General features: G+C 60.0%; 18 protein-coding genes. 15 read left to right on the top strand and 3 right to left on the bottom strand.

From position 1 onward, the window contains the following. Nucleotides 1–41 precede the first annotated feature (41 nt). From HMPREF2547_RS00695 to HMPREF2547_RS00655, 9 genes are all read left to right on the top strand, one after another. Nucleotides 42–2,135 (top strand): acetyl-CoA carboxylase biotin carboxylase subunit, encoded by a 2,094-nt coding sequence (locus HMPREF2547_RS00695; RefSeq protein WP_069359441.1) that lies wholly within the window; start codon nucleotides 42–44, stop codon nucleotides 2,133–2,135. Between the two features lie 79 nt (nucleotides 2,136–2,214). Beyond that, a complete protein-coding gene (locus HMPREF2547_RS00690; RefSeq protein WP_069359442.1) occupies nucleotides 2,215–3,384 on the top strand; it encodes an acyl-CoA dehydrogenase family protein in 1,170 nt (389 codons plus the stop codon). Nucleotides 3,385–3,386: 2 nt separating this feature from the next. Further along, nucleotides 3,387–3,929 (top strand): MaoC family dehydratase, encoded by a 543-nt coding sequence (locus HMPREF2547_RS00685; RefSeq protein ID WP_069359443.1) that lies wholly within the window; start codon nucleotides 3,387–3,389, stop codon nucleotides 3,927–3,929. Nucleotides 3,930–3,936: 7 nt separating this feature from the next. Further along, nucleotides 3,937–4,815, top strand: coding sequence for an HpcH/HpaI aldolase/citrate lyase family protein (locus tag HMPREF2547_RS00680; RefSeq protein WP_069359444.1), 879 nt, complete (start codon nucleotides 3,937–3,939; stop codon nucleotides 4,813–4,815). 102 nt (nucleotides 4,816–4,917) lie between these two features. Continuing rightward, entirely contained in the window at nucleotides 4,918–6,672 is a 1,755-nt protein-coding gene (locus tag HMPREF2547_RS00675; RefSeq protein ID WP_016422174.1) for an AMP-binding protein, read from the top strand. Nucleotides 6,673–6,676: 4 nt separating this feature from the next. Further along, nucleotides 6,677–7,429 (top strand): CoA transferase subunit A, encoded by a 753-nt coding sequence (locus HMPREF2547_RS10940; RefSeq protein ID WP_016422175.1) that lies wholly within the window; start codon nucleotides 6,677–6,679, stop codon nucleotides 7,427–7,429. Beyond that, on the top strand, nucleotides 7,430–8,098 hold the full coding sequence (locus HMPREF2547_RS10935) for a CoA transferase subunit B (protein ID WP_005509864.1): 669 nt from the start codon (nucleotides 7,430–7,432) through the stop codon (nucleotides 8,096–8,098). Between the two features lie 58 nt (nucleotides 8,099–8,156). Next, nucleotides 8,157–9,365, top strand: coding sequence for an acetyl-CoA C-acetyltransferase (locus HMPREF2547_RS00660; protein WP_070604422.1), 1,209 nt, complete (start codon nucleotides 8,157–8,159; stop codon nucleotides 9,363–9,365). Between the two features lie 133 nt (nucleotides 9,366–9,498). Continuing rightward, nucleotides 9,499–10,362 carry an HpcH/HpaI aldolase/citrate lyase family protein gene (locus tag HMPREF2547_RS00655; protein ID WP_070604421.1) on the top strand — a complete coding sequence of 288 codons (864 nt, stop codon included), beginning with the start codon at nucleotides 9,499–9,501 and terminating at the stop codon, nucleotides 10,360–10,362. On the opposite strand, the gene hypD is transcribed toward HMPREF2547_RS00655, so the two are convergent. Both hypD and HMPREF2547_RS00645 read right to left on the bottom strand, forming a co-directional pair. Further along, the gene (hypD, locus tag HMPREF2547_RS00650; protein WP_049172770.1) at nucleotides 10,363–11,514 is read right to left on the bottom strand and encodes a hydrogenase formation protein HypD; all 1,152 of its coding nucleotides are present in this window, start codon (nucleotides 11,512–11,514) and stop codon (nucleotides 10,363–10,365) included. Nucleotides 11,515–11,530: 16 nt separating this feature from the next. Further along, entirely contained in the window at nucleotides 11,531–11,800 is a 270-nt protein-coding gene (locus HMPREF2547_RS00645; RefSeq protein WP_049172773.1) for a HypC/HybG/HupF family hydrogenase formation chaperone, read from the bottom strand. Between the two features lie 123 nt (nucleotides 11,801–11,923). Here HMPREF2547_RS00645 and hypE point away from each other — a divergent pair, with 123 nt between their 5' ends. After that, a complete protein-coding gene (gene hypE, locus HMPREF2547_RS00640) occupies nucleotides 11,924–13,066 on the top strand; it encodes a hydrogenase expression/formation protein HypE (protein WP_049172775.1) in 1,143 nt (380 codons plus the stop codon). On the opposite strand, the gene HMPREF2547_RS00635 is transcribed toward hypE, so the two are convergent. After that, entirely contained in the window at nucleotides 13,063–15,471 is a 2,409-nt protein-coding gene (locus HMPREF2547_RS00635) for a carbamoyltransferase HypF (RefSeq protein WP_083296837.1), read from the bottom strand. The two genes, hypE and HMPREF2547_RS00635, sit on opposite strands and share 4 nt — an antisense overlap. Here HMPREF2547_RS00635 and HMPREF2547_RS00630 point away from each other — a divergent pair. From HMPREF2547_RS00630 to cybH, 5 genes are all read left to right on the top strand, one after another. Then, nucleotides 15,428–15,865, top strand: a complete 438-nt coding sequence (locus HMPREF2547_RS00630; RefSeq protein ID WP_318155792.1) for a hydrogenase maturation nickel metallochaperone HypA — start codon at nucleotides 15,428–15,430, stop codon at nucleotides 15,863–15,865. The genes HMPREF2547_RS00635 and HMPREF2547_RS00630 overlap by 44 nt on opposite strands. 16 nt (nucleotides 15,866–15,881) lie before the next feature. Continuing rightward, nucleotides 15,882–16,700, top strand: a complete 819-nt coding sequence (gene hypB / locus HMPREF2547_RS00625; RefSeq protein ID WP_049193294.1) for a hydrogenase nickel incorporation protein HypB — start codon at nucleotides 15,882–15,884, stop codon at nucleotides 16,698–16,700. A 333-nt stretch (nucleotides 16,701–17,033) separates the two neighbouring features. After that, nucleotides 17,034–18,272: a hydrogenase small subunit gene (locus HMPREF2547_RS00620; RefSeq protein ID WP_016422185.1), complete on the top strand. Its 1,239-nt coding sequence runs from the start codon at nucleotides 17,034–17,036 to the stop codon at nucleotides 18,270–18,272. A gap of 13 nt (nucleotides 18,273–18,285) precedes the next feature. Beyond that, on the top strand, nucleotides 18,286–20,034 hold the full coding sequence (locus HMPREF2547_RS00615; RefSeq protein WP_070438472.1) for a nickel-dependent hydrogenase large subunit: 1,749 nt from the start codon (nucleotides 18,286–18,288) through the stop codon (nucleotides 20,032–20,034). Further along, the gene (cybH, locus tag HMPREF2547_RS00610) at nucleotides 20,031–21,299 is read left to right on the top strand and encodes a Ni/Fe-hydrogenase, b-type cytochrome subunit (protein WP_083296836.1); all 1,269 of its coding nucleotides are present in this window, start codon (nucleotides 20,031–20,033) and stop codon (nucleotides 21,297–21,299) included. Before HMPREF2547_RS00615 ends, cybH begins: the two co-directional genes overlap by 4 nt. Nucleotides 21,300–21,359: the final 60 nt, after the last annotated feature.

The raw sequence follows: 21,359 nt of genomic DNA, 5'->3' as shown, positions 1-21,359 counted from the left end.
ACTCTCGACACCGCATTTTCTGGAAAGGAAACACAGGGCACATGACAGCGCACAACACGCAGCCCCACGCAGCTGGCGGCAGCCTGAGTACCGTATTGGTCGCAAACCGCGGGGAGATTGCCTGCCGCATTATTCGAACCCTTCGTGACAACGGAATTCGCTCCGTCGCGGTCTACTCGGATGCCGATGCCGACGCCCCTCACGTCCGCATGGCGGATATGGCCATCCACATTGGCCCATCTCCGGCACGTGAGTCCTACCTGGTTATCGACAAGATTATCGATGCCGCTCGCCGCTGCGACGCAGACGGAATCCACCCCGGTTACGGCTTTCTGTCTGAAAACGCAGACTTCGCGACCGCCTGTGAGGAAGCAGGTATTGAATTCATTGGCCCACCGGCCAGTGCCATCAACACCATGGGTGACAAAATCTCCGCCCGCGCTGCCGTCGAAGCCCGCGATGTTCCCACCGTGCCGGGTCTGTCTCGCCCCGGGCTTAGCGACGAGGACCTCATTGAGGCAGCCCCATCGATTGGCTTTCCGGTACTGATTAAGCCGTCGGCAGGCGGTGGCGGCAAGGGGATGCACCGCGTGGAAAACGCTGCTGACCTGCCGGCTGCGCTCGCGACGGCCCGTCGTGAAGCGGCGGGTGCCTTCGGCGATGACTCCCTGTTCATCGAGCACTTCGTCGACACCCCGCGGCATATCGAGGTGCAGATTCTCGCAGATAAACACGGCAATGTAATCCACTTGGGCGAGCGTGAGTGCTCGCTGCAGCGACGCCATCAGAAGGTCATCGAGGAAGCACCGAGCCCTCTGCTGGATGAGGAAACGCGCAGCGCAATTGGTGAAGCGGCCTGTGACGCGGCCCGCTCGGTCGGCTACGTCGGCGCGGGCACGGTGGAGTTCATTGTGCCGGCGAAGGACCCGTCGTCGTTCTTCTTCATGGAGATGAATACGCGCCTGCAGGTTGAGCACCCCGTGACTGAGCAGGTCACCGGCCTGGATCTGGTGGCGCTGCAGGTTGACATTGCCTCGGGACGCCCACTGCCGGTTGCTCAGGAAGATGTAACTCTCACCGGTCACTCGATTGAAGCTCGCGTGTATGCCGAAGACCCGGCGGCGGGATTCCTGCCCACCGGTGGCACGGTCACACGTGTCGTCGAGCCGAGCGGGGCGGGAATCCGGGTGGATTCCGGCATTGTCGACGGTTCCGAGGTCTCATCTCTCTATGACCCGATGTTGATGAAGATCATCTCCCATGGGGAAAACCGTGAGCAGGCGCTCGAGCGGTTGGACCGAGCGCTCGGAGACACCGTTGTCGCAGGTGTCGGAGTCAATATCGACTTTTGTCGCTACCTGCTGAACGTCCCCGAGGTTCGCGCCGGCGATCTTGATACCGGTCTGCTCGACCGCGTGGCGGAAGGCTTCGCCACCTCCGAAACACCGGACGATGTCTACCTCGCCGCTGCGATGGACTGGCTGACTTCCCGCTTTGAACAAGCCACCGACTCACCGTGGCTGACCCCGGATGGCTGGCGTGCCAGTGCGCCTGCCGCGCAGCGCATTCGCTTTGGGGCAGGGGAGGACTCGCGTCTGATCTCGATTGTGGGCACCCCGGCGAGTGCTGACGTCGTTGTCGGTGACGTAGTCGCAGGTCTGTCGGCCGAAGCGGAGAACGAAGATATCGACGTTCCAGAACCGCGAAATTACAAAGTTTCGGTCTTTCGCGACGGGGAACATCTGCGCATCGTCCGCGACGGAGTCGCACAGCACTTCCTGGTCGAGACCATCGACAATGCGGGGTCGGCGAACCACGAAGAGTACGTCGTCGCCGGTGCCCACGGCACCTGGGTATTGCCCCGCACCGAGGTAGTCACCACCGGTGCCGAAGCCGATGCAGGTGGCTCTGGCGTCATCCAAGCTCCGATGCCCGGCGCGATTATCGCGTTGGCGGTGGAGGAGGGAGCCCGCGTCGAAGCTGGTGAGGCTCTGTTGGTCATGGAGGCCATGAAGATGGAGCACACTCTCACTGCCGAAATTGCAGGTGAGGTTAGCTTCACCGTCGCGCCGGGCGATCAGGTCACCGGTGACCAGCAACTGGCGGTCATCACTGTGGCCGAAGCCGAGGAATAAAAACCCACACGAAACGCACCAACCAGGTCTAACGCCAATCAAGTCCCACACCTACAAAATCTTTTAAGGAGCACTCATCATGTCCGAAAGCACCAAGATTGCAACCGCCATCCTCGACGACGAATACGTGGAACTGCAGAAAGTAGTTCGCGAATTTGCCAACGAAGTTGTCGACCCGGTTTCCGCCGAGCACGACCGCAACCACACTTTCCCGTACGAGGTTGTCTCGCAGATGGGCGAAATGGGCCTGTTCGGTCTGCCATTCCCCGAGGAAGTCGGTGGCATGGGCGGTGACTACCTGTCCTTCGGTATCGCCCTGGAGGAGCTGGCTAAAGTCGATCAGTCGGTCGCTATCACCCTGGAAGCCGGCGTTGGTTTGGGCGCCATGCCAATCTTCCACTTCGGCAATGACAGGCAGAAGGAGATCTACCTGCCCGAGCTGACTGCTGGTAAGAAGCTCGCTGGCTTTGGTCTCACCGAGCCGGATGCAGGTTCCGACGCCGGCGCCACCCGCACCACAGCCCGTGAAGACGGCGATGATTTCGTCATCAACGGCGCCAAGCAGTTCATCACCAACTCCGGCACGGATATTACTTCGCTGGTTACTGTCACCGCAGTCACCGGCCAGAAGGAAGATGGCAAGAAGGAGATTTCTACCATCATCGTGCCGAGTGGCACGGAGGGCTTTGTCGCGGAACCGGCTTACGACAAGGTCGGTTGGAATGCCTCCGACACCCACCCACTGACCTTCACCGATGTTCGCGTCCCGCAGGAGAACCTGCTGGGCACCCGTGGTCGCGGCTTCGCTAACTTCCTGTCCATCTTGGCCGAGGGGCGTGTCGCAATCGCAGCGCTTGCCACCGGTGCTGCGCAGGGTTGTGTTGATGAGTCGGTCCGCCACGCCAAGGAGCGCCACTCCATGGGCCGTGCGATTGGTGAGTACCAGGCCGTTTCCTTCAAGATCGCACGAATGGAAGCGCGTGCGCATGCCGCACGTATGGCGTGGTACGACGCAGCCGCAAAGATGGCCGCGGGCGCAGAGTTCCGTCGTGAAGCGTACATCGCCAAGATGATTGCCTCGGAGGCTGCGATGGACAACGCGCGCGACGCGACGCAGATTTTCGGCGGCTACGGGTTCATGAACGAGTACCGCGTGGCACGCCACTACCGCGACTCCAAGATCCTGGAGATCGGCGAGGGCACCACAGAAGTGCAGCTCATGCTGATCGCGCGCGGATTGGGGCTGTAAAAATGGCTGACAACAACGCAACCGAAGTCACCCACGACGTCGTCCAGCGCGGACTGTGGTTCGAAGAGTACGAGGTTGGCGCGCGTTACCTGCACCGTCCGGGGCGAACCGTCACTGAAACCGATGACGTCCTCTTCACGACGCTTACCATGAACACCCAGCCACTGCATCTGGATGCGCACTGGTCGAGCCAGCAGCCGGGATTCGGAGGCGAGCGCCTGGTCAATTCGATGTGGACGCTGTCGACGGTTGTCGGGCTGTCTGTCGGGCAGCTGACGCTCGGCACCATCGTCGCCAACCTCGGCTTCACCGAAGTGGCGTTTCCCGCACCGATGTTCCACGGCGACACCCTGTACGCAGAGACCGTCTGCCGTAACAAGCGCCTGTCCAAGTCCCGCCCCAACCAGGGCATCGTCGAGCTCGAGCACATCGGACGCAACCAGGACGGCACCGTCGTCTGCCGCGCAGTCCGTTCCACGCTCGTCCAATGCGCACCGACTTCGCTTGACGACGGCTCCGAGAACGCAGCTTCAGCGGGGAAGTGAGTGGCTCATGTCTACGCATAACTCCTGGCAGCCGCTGGGCCCTGCAATTCTGTTTGCGCCGGCCGATCGGCCAGAGCGATTCGGCAAAGCTGCTGACCGCGCCGACATGGTGATTCTGGATCTGGAGGACGGCTGTCGCGCAGAAAACCGTGAGGCTGCCCGCGAGGCTATCGTCTCCTGTGACCTCGATCCGGCCCGCACCATTGTGCGTGTCAATCCACCGGAGGTTGAGGACTACGCAGCGGATATTGACATGCTGCGTGGCACCGCTTTCCGCCAGGTGATGCTGCCCAAGGCTTCCTCGGCGCAGCAAGTGGATGAGTTGGTAGCGGCACTGGGGGAGAAGACCCAGGTCATTGCCCTTATCGAAACTCCGCTTGGGGTCATGCGCGCCGAAGAGCTGGCGCAGGCCGATGGCGTCGTTGCGCTGTTCTGGGGCGCAGAGGACCTGGTGGCGGGCTTGGCGGGAACGTCATCACGCTTTAGCGAAGCAGAGGCTGCACTCGCGCCGGGCCGTATCTATGCGGGCAGCTACCGCAGTGTGGCGGTACATACCCGCAGCCACGTTCACCTGGCGGCAGCGGCGCACGGTAAGGCCAGTCTGGATTCCATCTACGTCAATATCTCCGACGCGGATGGGCTAGCTGCGGAGGCAGCCGATGCCGCTGCGTTGGGATTCGCTGCCACCGTCTGTATTCACCCAGGTCAGGTCCCGACAATCCGCCAGGCTTATCGCCCTAGCGACGAGGAGATTGACTGGGCGCGTCGGCTCTTGGCGGAAGCGGAAAAGAACACCGGTGCCTTCAGTTTAGACGGCCAGATGGTGGATGCGCCGCTCTTCCGTCAAGCAGAAGCCATTGCTCGGCGAGCCGCTGTAACCGGTTAGTCCCACAGCCGGTAACTACCACTGATTTATCCCCCCTAAAGAACACAATTCCCTCTCACACTCCGCACTATGCGGAGTCACTTAAACCAAGGAGATCTCCCCATGACCGCGACATTGAAGAACCACGCAGAACAGCGCACTGCTGATCCTTCGAAGCTGCCGGAGGGCTTCACCACTGTGCCGGCACCATACGGCAAGGATGTTGTCGATGCCGATGGCAACAAGATGAGCCACGTGTTCGGCGCCGGTGTCGAGCAAGGTGCCGCTCCACTTCGCGATGAGACTCTCGGTGAGAACCTGCGTGCGATTGTGGAGAAATTCCCGTCTCGCGACGCCGTCGTTGACGTCTACGCGGATGTCTCCTTTACCTTTGAGCGTTTCTACAACCGAGTTCTGCGTCTGGCCAGCGCTTTCATCCGTGAGGGCTACCGTCCAGGAGATCGTATCGGCATTTGGTCCACCAACCGCTGGGAGTGGACCGTGGTGCAGTACGCCTGCCACCACATCGGCCTGGTGCTGGTCAACATCAACCCGGCTTACCGCCAGCACGAGCTGAACTACGTGTTGGAAAAGGCAGGTGTGCGTATGGTGTTTGCCGCCCGCCGCTACAAGGACTCCGATTACCGAACCATGCTGATCGAGGCCTCCAAGCAGCGCGGTGTGCGCCTGGACAAGGTCATCTACTTCGGCTCCTCCGAGTGGTACGAGCACATGCACAGCGAAATCGATGACCTGAGCGAGTACACCTCCCAGCTGAAGCCGGATGATCCGATCAACATCCAGTTCACCTCGGGCACGACAGGCTTTCCCAAGGGCGCTACGCTGACGCACCGCAACCTGCTGAACAATGGTTACTTCATCGGTGAGCTGTTGGGCTACACCGAGGCCGACCGCATCTGTGTGCCGGTGCCGTTCTTCCACACCTTCGGCATGGTGATTGGCACCTTCGCTGCCTTCACCCACGGTGCCGCTATTGTCATTCCGGCTCCGTCGTTTAAGGCGCGTGAAACGCTCAAGGCTGTGCACTCGGCTAAGGCCACCAGCCTCTACGGCGTGCCGACGATGTTCATCAATGAGCTTGAAGAAGCCCACGACCAGGAGGAATACGGCTCCCCTTACGACCTGTCGCTGCTGCGCACAGGTGTGATGGCAGGTACCTCGTGCCCGTCGAAGACCATGCGTGATGTGATGGACAAGCTCAATATGCGTGAGATTGCCATCTGTTACGGCATGACCGAGACTTCGCCGGTGTCCTTCCAGACCCGCGCGGATTCCCCGCTGGAAAAGCGCGTCAACACCGTCGGGCAGATCATGCCGCACCTGGAAGCCCGCATCATCTGTGAAGAAACCGGCGAGACCCTACCACGAGGTGAACAGGGCGAGGTCGTCGTCCGTGGATACTCCGTGATGAAGGAGTACTGGGAGCACCCGGAAAAGACTGCCGAGGCCATCGACGCCGACGGCTGGATGCACACCGGCGACTTGGGTGTGCTTGACGACGAGGGCTACCTGTCCATCACCGGACGTATCAAGGACATGCTCATCCGCGGTGGTGAGAACATCTACCCGCGCGAGATTGAAGAGTTCCTGTTCACTCACCCGGCTGTTGTCGATGCACAGGTCATCGGCGTGCCGGATGACAAGTATGGCGAAGAAATCATGGCATGGGTAATTCTGCACGACGATGTGGAAGACCTCACCGCTGAGGACGTGGCGGCCTTTGCCCACGGCAAGCTGTCGCGTCACAAGATTCCGCGCTACGTCCACGTCGTCGAGGAGTTTCCGATGACCGCGTCGGGCAAGGTTCGCAAGGTTGAGATGCGTGAGATGGCTCCGCGAATCCTGGGCTGGGTGTAGAACAATGTCAAAAACAACTGATCAGACCGGTCGCGAGCTTGTCGCAGGCCTCGTCACTGATGGAATGACCCTGGCAGTCGGCGGTTTCGGCCTTTGCGGTGTGCCATATACCCTCATCGAGGGCGTGCGCGACTCCGGGGCAAAAGACCTCACCATCGTGTCCAACAACATGGGCATTGACGGTACTGGGCTCGGCATTCTGCTGGAGAACAAGCAGGTGGCAAAGGTAGTGGCCTCCTACGTCGGCGAGAACAAGGAGTTTGCTCGCCAGTACCTCGAAGGAGAAATCGAGGTGGAGTTCACCCCACAGGGCACTCTGGCAGAGCGTCTTCGCGCAGGTGGCGCAGGTATTCCCGCGTTCTACACCGCAACCGGCGTCGGCACGCTCGTTGCAGAGGGCAAGCCCCACGCCGACTTCGACGGACAGACCTACGTGCAGGAGCGTGGCATCGTTGCCGACATCGGCCTGGTGCACGCCTACCACGGCGATATTGACGGCAACCTTGTCTATCGCCGGACCGCGCAGAACTTCAACCCGCTGTGCGCAGCATCCGGCAAGGTGACCGTTGCAGAGGTGGAGTACTTGCTTGGCCGCGGCGAGATCGACCCGGATCTGGTGATGACTCCGGGTGTGTATATCCAGCACATCGTTCGCGGTGACGGACGCGAGAAGCTCATTGAAAAGCGCACAACTCGGCCACGCAATACCGATTCCAGCCACGATGCCGGTGACGCGGCAGCAGGGGAGGAGATTTAAATGGCACCTGCGAAGACAATTATGGACAAGGGCTGGAGCCGTGACGAGATGGCACAGCAGGCCGCTGAAGAGCTGCGCGATGGCGACTATGTGAATCTGGGTATCGGCATTCCGACACTGGTGGCAAACCATATTCCCGAAGGCGTGCGCGTTCTGCTGCAGAGTGAAAACGGAATTCTGGGAATGGGTGCCTTCCCATATGAAGGCGAAGAGGATGCTGACCTCATCAATGCGGGGAAGCAGACCGTGACATTGGTGCCGGGCGCGGCAATCTTCGACTCCGCCACCAGTTTCGGCATGATTCGCGGCGGTGCCGTGAAAATGGCCGTGTTGGGTGCGATGGAGGTGAGCCAGTGCGGTGACCTGGCCAATTGGATGATTCCGGGAAAGATGGTCAAGGGCATGGGCGGTGCGATGGACTTGGTCGCCGGTACCCCTCGAGTGGTGGTTTTGACCGATCATGTTTCCAAAGATGGCAAACCAAAATTGGTAAAAGCCTGCGAACTGCCCCTCACAGGTGCAAAAGTAGTGAAAAGGATTATTAGCAACCTGGGAAGCTTCGATGTCGCTGATGATCACCTGGTGCTACGCAGGCTGGCACCTGGGGTGACGCTGGCAGATATCGAGGCCAACACCGAAGCCGCATACGTGGTTGACCTCGAGAATTAAATACGCAGCAATCATGGTCAGTCCACACTCATCAGTTTTGACTTAGGAGAATCCATCCATGAGTAACCTTCCAGCTCCCAGCCCGAATGATGTCGTTATCCTCGCTGGTGCCCGCACCCCGCAGGGCAAGCTGCTCGGTCAGCTGGCACCGCTTACTTCCGTCGAACTTGGCGCTCATGCTGTCAAGCACGCTGTCCAGCGTTCCGGTGTTGCCCCGGAAGAGGTTCAGCACGTCGTTCTGGGCCAGGTGATTCTCGCAGGTGCTGGCCAGAACCCGGCTCGACAGGTCGCCATTAAGGCGGGTCTGCCATGGAATACGACTGCTGAGATCGTTAACAAGGTCTGCCTCTCGGGCCTAAACGCTGTCATTCACGCCGCTCGCTTGATTCGTCTCGGTGATGCAGACGTCGTTGTTGCAGGTGGTCAGGAGTCCATGACGCACGCTCCGCACGTTGCACGCGGTGTTCGTCAGGGCAAGTCCTTCGGTGCGCTGAAGCTGGAGGACACCTTGGAGCGCGACGGTCTGGTCGACTCCTTCGATGGTGTGTCCATGGGTACGCTTACCGACGGTCCGAACAGCGACCTCGGCCTTAGCCGCGAGCAGCAGGACGAGGTTGCGGCCGCTTCTCACCAGCGTGCGGCTAAGGCGCAGGAAGACGGTATTTTCGCGCAGGAAATCGCTCCAATCGAGATTCCGCAGCGCAAGGGTGACCCGGTAGTTGTCGACACCGACCAGGGCATTCGCCCGGAGACCACGGTGGAGACCCTGGCTAAGCTGCGCCCGGTCTTCCTGAAGGAAAACGGCACCATCACTGCCGGTAACTCCTCGCCGATTTCCGACGGTGCCGCAGCAGTTGTGCTGGCATCGCGTGCTTACGCAGAAAAGCACGGACTGGACTACCTCGCAGTTGTGGGCAAGGCTGGCCAGACCGCAGGTCCGGATAACTCCCTGCACGCTCAGCCTGCGGACTCTTTGAAGGAGGCCCTGCGTCGCGCTGAGTGGGACGCGCAGGAGCTCGACTTCATCGAGATCAACGAGGCATTTGGTGCGGTGGCCGTCAAGTCCCTGCGTGAGCTGGACTACCCGCTGGAGAAGACCAACATCCACGGTGGCGCGATTGCCCTCGGCCATCCGATTGGCTGCTCTGGTGCCCGCCTGACTCTGACCGCTGCGATGGAGCTGAACCGTCGCGGTTCGGGTCGCGCTGGTGTGTCCCTGTGCGGTGGCGGCGGTCAGGGCGATGCGCTGCTGCTGTACCGCGACTAATCGCGAAAGGCTGAAAAACTCAGCAAGCCCGCGTTGTGGTTTCCACTCTATGGATGCCACAACGCGGGTTTTGTTGTCTCCTGGGGGAGCCCCTGCGCGAAGGTGATTCGAGTTTTCAATTAGGTTAGGAGCTATGACAGGCTTTAGCTCCCTCGATGGTGAACAGACCTTCCCTTGGCTTCCCTCTGGCCCGGCGCTACTCTTCGCCCCGGCTGACCGTCCGGAACGTTTCCAGAAAGCTGCTGAACGATCGGACATGGTCATCATTGACCTGGAAGACGGCGCTGCCGTTGACAATCACGAGCAGGCACGTGCGAACATCATCAACAATCCGCTCGACCCGGAGACGACTATTCTTCGGATCACCGGTCCCGGGACTCCGACCTTCGCGGAGGATGTCGCCTTTGCCCGTGCATGTGATTACGACATCGTCATGGTGCCCAAGATTCGAGACTCCATCCCCGCAGAGCTCGAGGGGTTGAAGATCATCGCGATGATTGAAACCCCGCAGGCCATGATTAATATCCAGCAGATTGCCACCCACCCGGACGTTGTGGGTCTGTTCTGGGGTGCCGAAGACCTGACCGCCGAACTCGGCGGGGTGTCCTCGCGGCAGAGTGTGGATGAAAACCCACGTCGCCACTACCGAGACCCGCAGCGTCTGGCGCGAGCACTTGTTCAGGTCCATGCAGCTGCGGCGGGTATTGCCGCCATTGATGCCGTTCATACTGACTTTCGCGATGAGCGCGGCCAGTACCTAGAGGCTCTCGATGCCGTGGGGTGCGGATTCCTGGCTACTGCCTGTATTCACCCGGCGATGGTGCCACCGGTGCGTAAGGCATACAAGCCGTCGGACGCAACGCTGGCCCGCGCCCGGGAGATTGTCAAGCACGCTGGAACGCATACCGGCGCCTTCCAGCTCGATGGTGAAATGATTGACGCGCCCGTCGTAAAGCAAGCCGTGGCAGCGCTCGCGCGAGCGGGAATTACGGAGTAACTAGCGGCGAGATTTCGCCAGGTTCTCGGTGACCTTCCGATCGATGCGGCCGAAGTTGTAGTACGCCGCACAAGCGCCTTCGGGGGAGACCATGCAGGTGCCGATGGGGGTCGCCGGGGTGCAGGCAGTGCCGAAGACCGCGCACTGCCAGGGCTTGATGTGGCCGGTGAGCACAGAACCGCATTCGCAGGTCACGGGATCTGGGATACGGCGCCCCGGCACCTGGAAACGACGCTCGGCGTCGAATGCCGCGTATTCCTCAGAGATGCCGAGGCCGGAGTTTTCAATCCAGCCGAGGCCACGCCACTCGAAGGTGTCGCGGAGAGAAAAGACGCGGTCCATAAGTTTCTGCGCGGTGGTGTTGCCGGAGGAGCGAACGACGCGCGCGTACTGGTTGTCCACCCGCGACTTACCGGCAGCAACGTCGCCGCTGACGAATTGATCCAGCAGCATGACGACGGCCTGGAGCACATCCAATGGCTCAAAACCGGTGACCGCCACTGGCAGATTAAACTCGCGCGGCAGGAACTCAAAGGCGTCCGTGCCGGTGGTTGTAGCCACGTGACCTGGGCCGATGAAACCATCGACCTTGGTTTCGCCGCCGTTGACGATGGCGCGCAGTGGCGGCTCGATGAGTACGTGGTTGGAAAATACGGAGAAGTTTTCCACCCCCTGCCGGCGCGCGGCCTCAACGGTCACGGCAGTCGACGGGGCGGTTGTCTCAAACCCGACGGCGAAGAAAACGACCTGCTTATCGGGGTTATCGGTGGCAATCTTCAGCGCGTCGAGAGGCGAGTAGACAAAGCGCACATTGGCGCCGCGCGCACGTGCCTGCATCAGCGACGTTTCGGACCCCGGAACACGCATCATGTCGCCGAAGGTCGTGAAAATGACGTCTTCTTGCTGTGCCAGCCAAATGGCATCGTCGACGCGGCCCATGGGGATGACGCAGACGGGGCAGCCGGGCCCGTGGATCAGCTCGATGTTCTCGGGTAGGAGGTTTTCCAAGCCGTAACGGTAAATGGTGTGCGTGTGCCCGCCACAGACTTCCATCAGCGCGATGGGCTTTTCCAGCTTGGTGGCCTCGCGTTCAATGCGTGCGAGCAGCTTCTTCGCAGCGGCGGGGTCGCGGAATTCGTCAACGTATTTCATGGTGCCGTCCAGCCCCTCAGTTGATCTGTGACGATGAGAAGGATTCCAGCTCATCCTCGTAAGTGTCGCCGCCTAGCTGTTTGATTTGCTGGAGCGAAAGTCTGGCTTCTTCCTCGTCGATCTTGCTCATGGCGAAACCGACATGTACGAGAACCCAGTCACCGGCGGTGAGGTTCTCGTCAACAAGTAAATCGGTGGAAATCATGCGTGCGACGCCACCAATTTCCACTGTTGCACGGGCAGCATCGTGGACTTCTGTGATGACGGCAGGGACACCAAGACACATACGCTTCTCCTCGTTTGCAATACTTATCGAGACTACCATCAGAGGCAGCGAACCTCGTTTTCGAAGGACGAGTGACGCAAGCAGTTTTGTCCGCCACCAGCTGTGAAGTTAGGGATAGTGAGCATGCAGCCGAAGAATCGTCTGAACACCAACGAAGCCAAGGTAAACACCAATATTGGTCGCGTTCGGGCACGTCCGTTCAGGCTTCTCGACGATTACGTCACCTTGCAACACGGCTCCGGTGGAAAGGCCTCCGCAGCTCTGGTTGAACAGGTCTTTTTCGACGCCTATGGCAATGAAATTTTAGGGCAGGGTGGCGACTCCGGGCTGTTCGCTGCCGAAGCCGTCGTCGAGGCTGCGGCAGCTTCTGCACATGGTGGGGCGCGGTTGGCAATGTCCACCGACTCCTATGTGGTCAATCCCATCGAGTTCCCGGGCGGCGACATCGGGGATTTGGCCGTCAACGGCACGATTAACGATCTGGCGGTAGCTGGAGCCAGGCCCCTGGCGCTGACCGCATCGTTCATTCTGGAAGAGGGGCTGGAGATTGCGACTCTGCGCCGCATTGTGGCGAGTATGCGCGTCGCTGCCGATGCCGCAGGGGTGAGCATCGTCGCCGGCGACACCAAGGTTGTGCCGAAGGGCGCAGGTGACCAGGTCTACATCACCACGGCCGGGATGGGCGTGGTCCGCGGCGACTACGCCGGTGCCGCTACGAAAGGATCTGTCTACGCAAACATCGAGGCCGGAGACCGCATCCTCGTCTCCGGTCCAATCGCCGATCACGGCATGGCCGTCATGCTCGCCCGCGGCGACTTGGCTCTGGCCGCGCCTATCGAGTCCGATACCCGTGCCGTCAACGGCCTGGTCGAGGCACTACTTGAAGCTGCCCCCGGCACTCGCTGGATGCGCGATGCCACTCGTGGCGGCCTCGGCACGGTCGCCAACGAGCTCGCCCGTGGCACCGGTCTTGGTGTCGTACTTGACGACGATTCCATTGCGGTCCGTGAAATGACCCGTGGCGCCTGTGACATGCTCGGCATAGATCCGCTCTACGTCGCCAATGAAGGCACCTTCGTCGCCGTTGTCCCCGCCGGGCAATCCGAGGCAGCGCTCAGTGCGCTCCACGCAGCCGGGGCTTCCGAGGCTTGTGATATCGGCTCCATCGAGGACGAGCCCGCCGCTTCCGTGGTACTGGTCACCGGATTCGGTGGCACCCGCATGGTGGACATGTTGGTCGGCGACCCGCTGCCGCGCATCTGCTAGACATCCATGCCCGTTGCCGCCAGCAGGCGGCCGGCCACCGCCTGACCAAGACTCAATCCGCCATCGCCCGGCGGCACAATTTGATGCTGCAACAGAGTAATGCCCTCAGCTGCAACTTCGCGCCGCAGCAGCTCCATCAACAGCGCATTATTCGCGCAACCCCCGCTGACGCCGACAACATCGGTGCCGGCTTCCTCCGCAGCCTGCACCAATCGCTTGCCGACGACACCCGCGACCCCACCGTGAAACACAAATGCGGCCTGCTCAGCGTCAGGCGAAGCTACCGCTTCCCGAATGACGTCCTGGAAGGGCACTGGCTTGGTCTCTGAACTGACCGCTCCAAGCGCTTCCGCATGTGACCTCACGTAGCGAGTCGCCGCTGCCTCCAACTCCATGGCCGCTTGCGCCTCGTAGCTGATGGCTCCGCCACCGCGCCAGCGAGGAAGCAGCAGTGCTGCGGCGGCATCGAATATGCGGCCGAGAGATGAAGTTTGCACTGTGCCAACTCCCGTCGCCAACTGGCTTTTAACCAGGGCTACTTCGCGCTCGTTGGAGAGGTTGCGCACAAGGTGGTCGTCGTTAAGCTCCCATGCGTGAGTGAGACCGAGGGCGAGCCGCCACGGGTGTGTGACGGCGCGATCTCCGCCGACCAACGGGAAAGTGGGGCAGTGCCAGGTGCGTTCCCAGTTTGCGGAACTGCGACTGAGCGTGAGGATCTCGCCGCCCCAGATGGTGCCATCAGTGCCGTAGCCGGTGCCGTCGAGGGTGGCGACGACGGCGCGACCCGCATTGGGGGAGAGGAGACGGTGCTCCGCGAGTAGGGAGAGCGCGTGTGCGAAGTGGTGCTGAACTGCGAGGAGTTCGATGTCGTGCTCGGCGGCGAAGCGTTCGGCGAAGGCGGTAGTGGCGTAGCCCGGATGAAGATCGCAGACGACAAGATCCGGGGTCGCATCGCGCATGGAAAGGAGCTGGTCAACTGCTCTCTGGTAGGCCTTCTGGCTGGCCCACGAACCCATGTCGCCAATGTGCGCGGAGACGTGAGCGAGGTCCCCATGCGCGATAGCGAAAGTGTTCTTCAGCTCTCCGCCGGTCGCGAAAATGGTGGGTTGGGACGTGTTCCGGGCGCTGGTGCCAGGGCCAGTGTCAGTGCCAGGGCCAGGGCCAGTGTGGCTACGAGAATCGGTGGGCGTGATTGAAACGGGGACGGGAGCGAAGCCGCGGGACCGGCGTGATGGGGCGGTGCCGATGAAAACCGAATCTTCAACGGGTACGTGGATTTCGCGGTCGTGGAGGATGAAAGCGTCGGCGATGTGACCGAGTTTCTTCAGCGCATCGACATTGTCGGTACACACGGGCTCGCCACTGAGGTTGCCGCTGGTGACCACGAGCGGGCGATCGCAAAGCAGCAGGTGAATGCCTGAGTACGGAAGCATAATCCCGAAGCTGTCGAGGCCCGGTGCGATGAGATTGGAAAGCGGCCCCGACCGCTGCTTCGGTGCAATCACAATCGGTGCCTCAGGGGAGTCGAGGAAACGCTTCTCCTGCTCAGTTAACTCAACCAGTTGGGCAGCAGTGTCAACAGTGGGGGCCATTACCGCCAACGGTTTGTCGGGTCGACGTTTGCGCATCCGTAGTTTCTCGCAGGCAGCGTCATTGGTGGCATCGCAGACCAGGTGAAAACCACCAATACCTTTGACGGCGAGCAGGGCGCCGTCGTCAAGCAGTGCGTGTGCGCGACGAAAGAGCGCGAGAACCTCCTCGCGGGAGGTGGCGGTGGTGGTGCCGCCTGCATCGTGCCAGCTCAGACGCGGGCCACAGTCGAAGCAGCTGATTGGCTGAGCGTGATAGCGGCGGTCGGTGGGGTCGGTGTACTCGCGCTCGCACGGGGTGCACATCGGAAAGGCCGCCATAGTGGTGCGCGGGCGGTCGTAGGGCAGTTCAGTGATGATGGACAGGCGCGGTCCGCAGTTGGTGCAGGAGATGAAAGGGTAGAGGTAGCGCGGGTTGGTAGGGTCGAAAAACTCACGGCGGCAGTCCGGGCACAGTGCAGTGTCGGGCGGAAGCAGTGCGCGGCCGGAGTAGCTGTGGCGAGAGGGCACGATGGTGAACTCGCGCTCATGGCCCAGTGTCGCGATGTGCTCGGCGGAGTGATTGATGATGCGGGCAAGCGCCGGCAGTTCGGTGAAAAGCTGGCTGCGGAAGGCAGCGAGGGCGTCCGACGTGCCTTCTACCTCGATGAATACGCCCTGCTCATCGTTGCCACAGAAGCCGACGAGACCCGCGCGCCGGGCGATGGTGGCGACAAAAGGGCGGAATCCGACCCCCTGGACGATACCTTCGATACGCCAGCGAATGCGTTGAATGCTCGTACCCATCCCCGCCCCGGTCGCGCCTGCCTTTTCCATGCATTCAACTTTACGTAAGCGGCTCGGGTCCGTTCGCACTGCTAGTTTGGAGATTGTGCACGAAGTAGCGTTGAGCATGCAGTTAGCGAAGGTTGTCACGAGAGCAGCCGAAGGTCGAACTGTACGCACTGTGCACCTGCGGATAGGCGCTCTACGGCAGGTTGTGCCAGAAACCCTTTCATACGCGTGGGATTTCGTCAGTCGCGATACCGGTTTGGGGGACGCGAAATTGGATATTGACTGGGTACCTGCGGTTGTCGAATGCGCGCACGGGCATCGCGAACAGGTGGGGCCACTCGACGGCCTGCTGTGCCCCACGTGTGGAAAGCCGGGACGCGTAATCTCGGGGGAAGAGTTCACAATCGTCGACATCGACGTCGACACGCACAAGTAGGAAAGACGGTTTTATCATGGGACGTTTCCACCGGCATGACGGCGATGACGCACACCACCATCACCACCATCATCATGACCACGACCATGACCACCATCACGGCCATGACCACGTTCATCTCGCCGATCCCGATGACACTAGCCACGGCGACCACTCGGGTTATGAAACCGGCGTGGAACGCGTGACCATCCTCGAGGACATCTTCAGCGAGAACGACCACCGCGCGGAGCATAATCGCGAGCTGCTTGCTGAGCATGGCGTGGAAGCCATCAACCTGATGAGCTCCCCGGGTTCAGGCAAGACTGCGCTGTTGGAGAAGACACTGGCGGCTGCGCAGGGAAAGCTGCGCGTCGGCATTATCGAGGGCGATATTGAGACGGCTCTCGATGCCGACCGCCTGGAGGGTTATGGGGCACAGATTTCGCTGCTGAACACGGGCAACGGATTCGGTGGTGAATGCCACTTGGACGCCCCGATGGTCTCCCGCGCGCTCGAGGGGCTGGATCTGTCCACGCTTGACCTGGTCATGATTGAAAATGTGGGAAACCTTGTCTGTCCGGCTGAGTTTGAGGTCGGTGAGACTCGCAAGGCAATGGTCTACTCCATCACCGAGGGGGAGGATAAGCCGGTCAAGTACCCGGTGATGTTCCGCTCTGTACAGGTGGTGGTTATCAACAAGATGGACCTTGCCCCGTACCTTGACTTCGACATGGAGCTCTTCCGCGCCAACCTGGAAAAGGTCAATCCAGGCGTGAAGGTGATTGAGGTCTCCGCTAAGACCGGGGAGGGCATCGACGAATGGCTCCGTTGGGTCAACCCTGCGCTGGTTGATTAAGCGCGCGCCGGGGGCCGTCGTGAAGCAATGGGGGCGTCACAGCATGCTTGACGACGGCCCCGTTACCCCCCCCTCGCTTCGCTCCACCTTAGTGGGGGATAGGTGATATCCCGCTGTAATCTGCGGCGGTTTTTCACGTTCACTACCTGTACCTGGAGCTATATTTACGCAACATTTATCTTGCATATTATTTTGTTATAACCGCAGCGCAGCACCATTATTCAGGTTGTTCTTAGGTCGCTATACTTGGCCATGTATAGGCAATGGGCCTTGGTAGTTGTAAAACCTCGAAACCAATATTCCTAATAACTAAGCAGAAGGCGCAGCGAAAAAATGATTAGTGGCGCGAATTGGCAGGAAGGGACCCTCGGCGAAAACCTCGCTAGAGCTGGTGTCTCACGGCGCAGTTTCATGAAGTTTTGTGGCACTATGGCGGCAATTTTTGCCGCCGGAACTCCGAATGTCGGTGAGGCTGCGGCGCAGTCACTGACTCCCTCGGCGGAGGAAATCGCAGATAAGCTCTCGGCTGTAAAGAAGCCGAAGGTGGCTTGGCTGCAGTTGCAGGAATGTACCGGATGTATGGAATCCGTATTGCGTTCCGGAGGCACCACTGCTGAAGATGTGGTGCTGAACCTGGTTTCGATGGACTACAACGAGCTGCTCATGGCACCGTCCGGGCATGCGGCTGAAAAGGCTTTGGACGACATGAATGCCGAGGATCACATTCTGGTGGTCAATGGCTCGATTCCGACCGGCGAGAACGGTGCGTACTGCACCATTGGCGGTAAGTCGGCAGAACAGGTGCTGCTCGAGGCTGCTGAGAAGGCCACGGCAATCCTGGCCGTTGGTGCCTGCGCAGTCTGGGGTTCTGTCCAGGCTGCTAAGCCGAATCCGACCGGTGCCAAGGGTGTCGATGAGATTATCAAGGACAAGCCGGTGATTAACGTCTCTGGTTGTCCGCCGATTGGTGAGGTGATTACGGCCACCCTGACGTACGTACTCACTTATGGCAAGACACCGGAGGTCGACGCTGAGGGGCGGCCAAAGTTTGCCTATGACCAGCGTATTCACGACTCCTGCCCGCGTCGCGCGCATTACGATGCCGGTCAGTTCGTGAAAACCTTCGACGACGAAGGCGCACGAAACGGCTGGTGCCTTTACGAGGTCGGCTGTAAGGGGCCATCCACGTTTAGCCCATGCCCAATCGTGCAGTGGAACCTTAAGTCCGGTTGGCCAATTGGTGCTGGTCACCCATGTATTGGCTGTACTGAGAAGGACTTCTTCGACCAGTTCACTCCGTTCTACGACAAGCTGCCGGGAATCCCGGGTATTGGAGTGGAGTCCAGCGTGAACACGGTCGGCGTTGGACTGCTGGCTGCCACTGCCGCAGGTGCCGCGGTCCATGGCGGACTCACACTGGTGAAGGAACTGAAGATAAGGCGCTCCAACGGCGAAGAAAAGGTGTTGGCTGCGTTTGGTGGTGTGGAAGGCCGGAAGCCACCGATGGTCGACCTTCCTTCAAACGCACCAGGCACGCAGAGCGAGACAGCATCCGATTCGAAGGACAACTAAGGGGGCATAGGACATGGCTACGGAAAAAGTTGTAATCGACCCGATTACCCGAATCGAGGGACACCTTCGCATTGAGCTGGAACGCGAGGGAGACCAGATCAAAACCGCGTGGAGTGAGACTACTCAGTTCCGCGGTATCGAAACCATTGTGAAAAACCGCGATCCTCGCGATGTCTGGGCATTCGTTGGTCGTATCTGTGGTGTGTGCACGGGTACTCACTCGGTGGCGTCCATTGCCGCTGTCGAAGATGCCATTGGCTCGACACCGCCCCCGCAGGCACGTCGTATTCGCGACCTGGTGATTGGCTCGCAGGAGATTCACGACCACGTCGTGCATTTCTACCATCTTCACGGTCTGGACTGGATTGATGTCACGAAGGCTCTCGAGGCCGATCCGAAGAAGACCGTTGAATTCGCGCAGTCGATCGGTTCGACGTGGAAGGGCAATAACGAAGAAACCTTCGCCCGGGTCAAGGAGACCGTGCAGGGCATTGTGGACTCCGGCCAGCTGTCCATCTTCACCGGCGGCTACTGGGGACATGAGGACTACCGCTTGCCGCCCGAGGCCAACCTGATGGCAGTGTCGCACTACCTCGACGCCTTGGCTTTCCAGCGCTCTATCATCCGCATTAACACCGTCTTCGGCGGTAAGAACCCACACCCGAACTTCCTGGTCGGAGGCATGGCGTGCTCCATCGACCCGGAACGCTCGGAGACTGTCAACCAAGTCGGCATTGATCAGATCAAGTCCTGGATCGACGAGATCGTGGAGTTCGTCAATGACTGCTTCTACCCAGATGCAGTCGCCATCATGAGCGTTTACAAGGACTACTTCGACATCGGTCGCTCCTCCGACAGCTTCCTGGCGGTAGGCATGGCCGGCGCCACTTACTCCGGCGACCCGGCTAAGTCCCGTGTCCAGACCGTGCATCCAAACATCAAGCCCGGTGTCATTCTCGACGGTGACTACACCAAGCTCCACCCATTCCAGCCGGAAAAGATCGAGGAATTCATCAACTCCGCCTGGTACACGCAGGAAGCCGGCGATGATGTCGGCCTCAAGCCGTACGACGGCGAAACAACTGTGAACTACACCGGCCCGAAGCCGCCGTACGAGTGGTTGTCGGACAATGAAAAGTACACCTGGTCGAAGGCGCCGCGTTACGACGGTCGCGCTGTTCAAGTTGGCCCGGTTGCTCGTGTGCTGTTGGCATACCTGCAGAAGGAGCCGGAGACAATGCGCCTGGTCGACGAGGTCATGGATAAGCTCGACCTGCGCATTGAACAGATGAACTCCACTGCGGGACGCACCTACGCACGTGCTGTGGAGTCTGTGACCACCGCCAATTACTTGGCAGATCACATTTTCCCGGAGTTCGTTGAGGCCCTGAAGAACGGCGACATCGATGTCTTCGACAACAGCCGTTGGGAGCCGACCACGTGGCCGGAAAAGTGCCAGGGCGTGGGCTTCCTCGAGGTCGCTCGTGGCATGCTCAGCCACTGGGTCAAAATTGAAAATGGCAAGGTGACCAACTACCAAGCCGTGGTTCCCACCACGTGGCTGGCCGGTGGCCGTGACCCGAAGGGGCAGCTTGGCCCATACGAGCACGCGCTGGCTGGCGATGGCACACATCCGCTGGTTGATCCCGAGCAGCCGCTTGAACCACTTCGCACGATTCATTCCTTCGATCCATGTATGGCCTGCGCAGTCCACATTTTGGATCCGGCTGGTCAGGAAATGTTTAAGGTGACGACGGCATGACACCCCCAGTGAGTGAAAATCCGGAACTGCGACTAAAAGATTCCAAGGGCAACCCCCTGGTTATTGCGGTTATTGACGCACACACCAGCCACTGGTTGTCGCCATCCGAGGTCATTCAGGCCGCAGCAATTGTCCCGGACGACTCCCGCGATCCTGTCGACCTTGCGCTGAAGGTCAGTTTGCGTCGTCGTCGTGACGATCTTTTCCATCTCGACGGCACGCCACTGATGAAACTGACCCCGGATTCCTACGACCCGGCAACACCTGACCGCCGTTACTCCATCGCCAAGGTGCACGGCCTCAACATTGCGGATCAAACGGTCGATGTCGCCATCATGCGCGGTGAATTGAATGCGGTCGTTGAGGCATCCACGATGTCCCGTGAGGAAGGCGTTCTACTTCGTCGTAACGCGAACATGCACCATGGTCGCGGGCACCGCAGCATGGGCGTCGCGCTTGCTCCCATTGACAAAGACGGAAATATCATCGGAGAGTTCATCTTCGAAGGATTCGTGGCAATGGGGCTGCGGAAACTCGACGAGGCCATTGCGGAGAACAAGAAGGGCTCCGGTTCGTGGGTCGAGGTTCACCTGTGGGGATGGGCGCTGCGCGTTCAACATTGGTTGAACCTGGCGCTGATGTTGGTGATGACCTTTACTGGCTGGTACATCATGCAGCCCTATTTGACTGAGCGCACCTATGACGGCTCGGCCGCGGGATTCGCGATGGGATATGTCCGTTTCGCGCACTTCTTAGCCGGATTCCTATGGATCGCGGTGGGGCTATGGCGTGTCATTCTGCTGTTTGTTACCCACGACCGACAAACACGATGGCGTGCGCTATGGCCGATTTATAACAAGCAGGATGTTAAAGACCTCTGGCACACGATGCAGTACTACCTCTTCCTGCGCAAGGAAGGGCCGTTCTACTTCGCTCACAATCCGCTGCAGCAGCTGGCGTACACCGGCATTTATGTGATGTGTTTCATTCAGATGCTCACAGGCTTGTCGCTATACGCGATGATGGATCAGTCCAACTGGTTCTTCCAGCTGCTGGCTATGCCGACGCACTGGATTGGCATCGGCTACTTCCGCCTGATTCACACAATCATCATGTACCTGATTTGGCTCTTCGCCATCATTCACGTCTACCTGGTCATCCGCTCCGATGCGGTGCACAACCACGGTGGTCTGTCCTCGATGATTGGTGGCTCTGTCTGGCTACCGCGCGGCACGCAACCGGTTGACTCTCCACGCATTGGATAGGAAATCATTGGGTAACGATAAGGTGTCCGACGCAGTCACCGGTGCTGATGCTGGCACTCC

The organism is Corynebacterium sp. HMSC055G02, assembly GCF_001809065.1.
In the GTDB taxonomy this organism is placed as follows: domain Bacteria; phylum Actinomycetota; class Actinomycetes; order Mycobacteriales; family Mycobacteriaceae; genus Corynebacterium; species Corynebacterium jeikeium_D.
The sequence above is the reverse complement of the archived record's forward strand: the minus strand, read 5'-3'. Positions and strand labels throughout refer to the sequence as shown.

Coding starts and splice junctions, on each gene's coding strand:
- HMPREF2547_RS00630 (WP_318155792.1), top strand. CDS start 15,428: ATGCTCGTACCCATCCCCGCCCCGGTCGCGCCTGCCTTTTCCATGCAT.
- HMPREF2547_RS00645 (WP_049172773.1), bottom strand. CDS start 11,800: ATGTGTCTTGGTGTCCCTGCCGTCATCACAGAAGTCCACGATGCTGCC.
- HMPREF2547_RS00620 (WP_016422185.1), top strand. CDS start 17,034: ATGATTAGTGGCGCGAATTGGCAGGAAGGGACCCTCGGCGAAAACCTC.
- HMPREF2547_RS00690 (WP_069359442.1), top strand. CDS start 2,215: ATGTCCGAAAGCACCAAGATTGCAACCGCCATCCTCGACGACGAATAC.
- HMPREF2547_RS10935 (WP_005509864.1), top strand. CDS start 7,430: ATGGCACCTGCGAAGACAATTATGGACAAGGGCTGGAGCCGTGACGAG.
- cybH (WP_083296836.1), top strand. CDS start 20,031: ATGACACCCCCAGTGAGTGAAAATCCGGAACTGCGACTAAAAGATTCC.
- HMPREF2547_RS00660 (WP_070604422.1), top strand. CDS start 8,157: ATGAGTAACCTTCCAGCTCCCAGCCCGAATGATGTCGTTATCCTCGCT.
- HMPREF2547_RS00635 (WP_083296837.1), bottom strand. CDS start 15,471: ATGGAAAAGGCAGGCGCGACCGGGGCGGGGATGGGTACGAGCATTCAA.
- HMPREF2547_RS00675 (WP_016422174.1), top strand. CDS start 4,918: ATGACCGCGACATTGAAGAACCACGCAGAACAGCGCACTGCTGATCCT.
- hypB (WP_049193294.1), top strand. CDS start 15,882: ATGGGACGTTTCCACCGGCATGACGGCGATGACGCACACCACCATCAC.
- HMPREF2547_RS10940 (WP_016422175.1), top strand. CDS start 6,677: ATGTCAAAAACAACTGATCAGACCGGTCGCGAGCTTGTCGCAGGCCTC.
- HMPREF2547_RS00685 (WP_069359443.1), top strand. CDS start 3,387: ATGGCTGACAACAACGCAACCGAAGTCACCCACGACGTCGTCCAGCGC.
- HMPREF2547_RS00680 (WP_069359444.1), top strand. CDS start 3,937: ATGTCTACGCATAACTCCTGGCAGCCGCTGGGCCCTGCAATTCTGTTT.
- HMPREF2547_RS00615 (WP_070438472.1), top strand. CDS start 18,286: ATGGCTACGGAAAAAGTTGTAATCGACCCGATTACCCGAATCGAGGGA.
- HMPREF2547_RS00655 (WP_070604421.1), top strand. CDS start 9,499: ATGACAGGCTTTAGCTCCCTCGATGGTGAACAGACCTTCCCTTGGCTT.
- hypE (WP_049172775.1), top strand. CDS start 11,924: ATGCAGCCGAAGAATCGTCTGAACACCAACGAAGCCAAGGTAAACACC.
- HMPREF2547_RS00695 (WP_069359441.1), top strand. CDS start 42: ATGACAGCGCACAACACGCAGCCCCACGCAGCTGGCGGCAGCCTGAGT.
- hypD (WP_049172770.1), bottom strand. CDS start 11,514: ATGAAATACGTTGACGAATTCCGCGACCCCGCCGCTGCGAAGAAGCTG.